3 protein-coding genes are annotated in these 4,304 nt (G+C 46.0%); 2 read left to right on the forward strand and 1 reads right to left on the reverse strand.

Translation table 11 applies throughout. The annotated features are described in order from the left end of the window. Nucleotides 1–45 precede the first annotated feature (45 nt). Both norV and norW read left to right on the forward strand, forming a co-directional pair. Nucleotides 46–1,551 carry an anaerobic nitric oxide reductase flavorubredoxin gene (norV, locus tag AB4496_RS03750; protein ID WP_102257680.1) on the forward strand — a complete coding sequence of 502 codons (1,506 nt, stop codon included), beginning with the start codon at nt 46–48 and terminating at the stop codon, nt 1,549–1,551. Between the two features lies 1 nt (nt 1,552). Then, nucleotides 1,553–2,722 carry an NADH:flavorubredoxin reductase NorW gene (gene norW, locus AB4496_RS03755; RefSeq protein ID WP_102257681.1) on the forward strand — a complete coding sequence of 390 codons (1,170 nt, stop codon included), beginning with the start codon at nt 1,553–1,555 and terminating at the stop codon, nt 2,720–2,722. 202 nt (nt 2,723–2,924) lie between these two features. Here the strand turns inward: norW and gltS are convergent, their stop codons facing one another. After that, nucleotides 2,925–4,151: a sodium/glutamate symporter gene (gene gltS, locus AB4496_RS03760; protein WP_012601220.1), complete on the reverse strand. Its 1,227-nt coding sequence runs from the start codon at nt 4,149–4,151 to the stop codon at nt 2,925–2,927. Nucleotides 4,152–4,304 lie beyond the last annotated feature (153 nt).

Raw genomic sequence — 4,304 nt, forward strand, 5'->3', positions numbered from 1 at the left:
CTAGTGCATTGATGACCTTAGATATTTAAATAAGGTATTATCATTATGACTATTCACGTTAAATCAAATGTTCACTGGGTTGGCGTCCACGATTGGGAAACAGAACACTTCCATGGTAAGGAATACCACATGAACAAAGGTACCAGCTATAACTCGTACCTGATTCGTGAAGAGAAAACGGTGCTTGTTGATACCGTTGATCATCGCTTTACTGAACAATTCCTTGCAAACCTAGAGATGGAAATCGATATCAATGAGATCGACTACATCATTTGTCAGCACGCCGAAGAAGACCACTCAGGCGCTCTCTCTGCGCTGCTTGCTAAAATTCCGAACACGCCGGTTTATTGCACTGAAGCAGGTGTAAACTCCATTGTTGGTCACCACCACCAACCAAACTGGAATTTCAGAACCGTCAAAACCGGTGACACTCTTGATGTCGGTAACGGTAAGCAACTCATCTTTGTTGAGATGAAAATGCTGCACTGGCCAGACTCAATGGCAACATACCTCACAGGTGACGAGATCCTGTTCAGTAACGATGCGTTCGGTCAGCACTACTGTGATGAAAACCTATTCAACGATCAGCTAGACCAAGTCGAGCTTCATGATCAATGTCTGCGTTACTTCTCGAACATCCTCACACCTTTCGCGCCTTTGGTGAAAGCGAAGATAGAAGAAGTATTGAGCTTAGGTGTGCCTATCGATGTTATCGCAACCTCTCATGGCTGTATTTGGCGTGACAACGCGACGCAAATTGTTGAGCAATACTACGAGTGGTCTAAAGCCTACAAAGAAGATCGTATCACCATTGTCTACGACACCATGTCGAACAACACTCGCATGATGGCTGACGCAATCGCAAAAGGTATCCGTAAAGGCAGCCCAGAAACAGCAATCAAAGTCTTTAATATCTCTAAGCACGATAAGAATGACATCCTTGCCAATATCTTCCGTTCAAAGGGTGTGCTTGTTGGTTCATCGACCATGAACAATGTGATGATGCCGCAAATCGCTGCACTACTAGAAGAGATCCACGGCTTACGTTTTTCAGGTAAAAGAGCCGCTGCATTTGGCTCTTCAGGTTGGACAGGCGGCGCGGTAAAACGTATCGACGCTCGCTTACATGAAGCCAACTTCGAAGTCAGTGCTCCGCAACACATCCATTGGAAACCAGACACAGACGCTCTTCGCCAATGTATCGATTACGGCATGACACTGGCCGAGGTTTGGCGTGTAGAAGCAGATGAAGTGAGCACACCGAAACAAGTATCACGAAATGTAACACCGCTTGAAGCCACACCAGCACCGGCAAACACCACTGCCGAGCTCAAAGACACAACAGAGCAGAAGCAAGAAGAAGCGCAAGACAAGCCAGTACACAGTGCAGATTGCACTTGCTGGCGTTGCACAGTATGCGAATGGGTGTACGACCCACAGTTGGGCGAACCCTACCAAGGCGTCGAGCCTGGAACTCCTTGGGCGCAAGTACCTGATGATTTCCTTTGCCCTGAATGCCATTTAGGTAAAGAAGTGTTTGTGGAGAAGTAGCATGTCGAACATTGTTATTGTGGGTGGCGGTTTCGCTGCCCTACAAACCATCAAGATGGTACGTAAGCTTGACCAAGATATCGCGATTACTATGATCACCGCCGATGCCGGGGTTGAGTACAGTAAGCCGAATCTTTCGCACGCGTTCAGTCAGGAACAAACGCCGGAAACACTGGCAGTACATAACGCTCAACAATTGGCAGAGCACTACAACGTAGTCATCAAAACCAAAGCACTTGTGAGCGAGATAGATATTGAGCAGCAGTGTGTTCATGTTGATGGCCAATCTATCCACTATTCAAAGTTGGTATTAGCGACGGGCGCGACGCCTTTTATACCACCAGCGGAAGGGCTTAAACGCAGCGCAACCATTACGTTAAATAGTTTGGAAGAGTTCGATAAACACAAAGCTCAGATCGATGGCGCTCAACGCATCACCGTGATGGGTGGAGGCTTGATTGGGGTCGAGCTCGCATTCGACCTTCAAACTGCGGGTAAAGATGTCACGATTATCGAACCCGCAAGTTATCTATTGAATAACCTAGTGCCACCTTTCGTTTCGCTTGAATTGGAAAGGGAACTGACAAAAGCAGGGGTTACCGTCGAAACCGATTCTGCAGTGTGTCGCGCAACGTATCTTTCTGATGGAGTGAGGTTGCAAACCAATTCTTCTCGATTGATACGAACCGATATCGTGATTGCCGCAGCAGGGCTAAGACCAAACACGCAGTTAGCCACACAAGCGGGAATAGAAGTAAACAAAGGGGTTGTGGTCGATACCATCATGAGAACCAGTGTCGAAAATGTGTATGCGATTGGTGATTGCGCTGAAATTGAAGGGCGCGTGATGGCCTATTTGCAGCCAGCAATCTTATCGGCAAACGTGTTGGCCAAGCAGTTAACTAAGGATAAAGGCGAGATCAAAGTGGGCGATGCAAAGCTCAGCTTGCCTCATATGATCACCAAGGTGAAAACACCGAGTTACCCGATTCAGCTGGCAGGGCGCGATATTCACACAGCTCAGAGCTGGGAAACTCGATTCGATCCTAAAGGCATTGTCGCCAAAGGCTTCAATGAAGATAACCAGTTGGTTGGATTCATTGTCACGGGAGAGCACATCAAGGCTGCATTTCCTTTACTAAAGGAGTTGCAAATCAGTTCACCATCATAAGTACAAAGGTGTAAAAGCAGTCGACTCATTACATATGTTCGGCTGTATTCAACGCAAAAATACACATCAAATTCGGGAAAATTTGATGCTTATACTAGAGCAACTCGAGTATAAGCAAGCAATAAAAAAGCCAGTCAACAGACTGGCTTTCTTGTGTTCATCTTAGTGCGATGAGCTCATCGCGTTTAAGCAAAGGCGAACATTAACCGATAAACGAGATGTAACCTTGAAGGATAATCAGGTTAACGATATCGATAAAGAAGGCACCAACAATTGGCACCACCATGAAGGCTTGTGGCGATGGACCAAAACGGTTCACCAAAGAGCCCATGTTCATTACCGCTGTTGGTGTTGCACCTAGGCCGAAACCACAGTGACCACCTGCCATAACCGCTGCGTCGTAGTTAGAACCCATTACTTTAAACGTCACAAAGTAAGAGAAGATACCTAACACCACCGCCTGAACCGCAAGGATAACCAAGAACGGAATCGCAAGGTCAAAGATGTTCCAAAGCTTAAGGCTCATTAGCGCCATTGCTAGGAACAGTGACAATGACACCGTACCAAGAATATCGACCGTTTCGCTGTCAGTCTTATGCAGCTTGGTCACTTCAAACACGTTAGTGATGAACACACCGATAAACAACGCGTAAACGAAGTCAGGAATCATCAACCAAGAAATTTCAAAAGTCGCCACCCACTGCTCTAGGTACTTCGCACCTGTGATACAGATAAGAAGGATGAACAACACCTCAATCACCTTCTTCGCCGTCACTTTGTCTTCTTCATACTCGTTATAAGTAACAAGTTCAGGGAAGCGTTCGTGCGTTTGCGTGCCAGTACCGTACTCAGATTCAAGCTGGTTTTTATCAATCAGCTTTTGCGCCACTGGGCTACCGATAATACCACCGATGATCAAACCAAAGGTCGCTGAAGCCATTGCGATTTCTAACGTATTTGCAATGCCAAACGTGTCTGCAAAAGTTTGAGACCAAGCCGCGCCTGTACCGTGACCACCCGAAAGGGTGATAGAGCCAGCAATCAAACCCATCAAGGGCTCAAGGCCTAGTGTCGTTGCTAAGGTTACGCCTACACCGTTTTGGATAATGATGTAAACCGAAGCCACCCCTAAGAATAGGAATACCTTGGCACCACCTTTCATCAGCTGTGTGTAGTTAGCTGCAAGGCCGACCGTTGCAAAGAACATCAACATAAATGTGTTCTGCAAGGGCAAAGAAAACTCAAGATCAAGGCCGTTAAAGTGCAGGGCTGTAATAGCAAAAGCGACAATCAAGCCGCCGACAATGGGCTCTGGGATATTGTACTTTTTGAGAACAGGAAGCTTTGCATTGACGAAATGACCTAGAAACAAAACACTAATCGCGATTAGGAAGGATTCTAGTGGTCCAATTGAAATTAATTGATTCATATAACCTCTATTTTTTTACGTTCTCATCTTCCTTAACGAGTCTAGTTTTATCTGTAATTATCTGTGCTGCTCTACCTATATTTATACAAACTGGAGAGAAATTGTAGATTCGAAAAGCGAACACATTACTGCGTTCACTTGGTGCCATGTTAG

Origin of the sequence: Vibrio sp. 10N.222.46.A1 (assembly GCF_041473595.1) — a bacterium.
Taxonomy (GTDB): domain Bacteria; phylum Pseudomonadota; class Gammaproteobacteria; order Enterobacterales; family Vibrionaceae; genus Vibrio; species Vibrio tasmaniensis_A.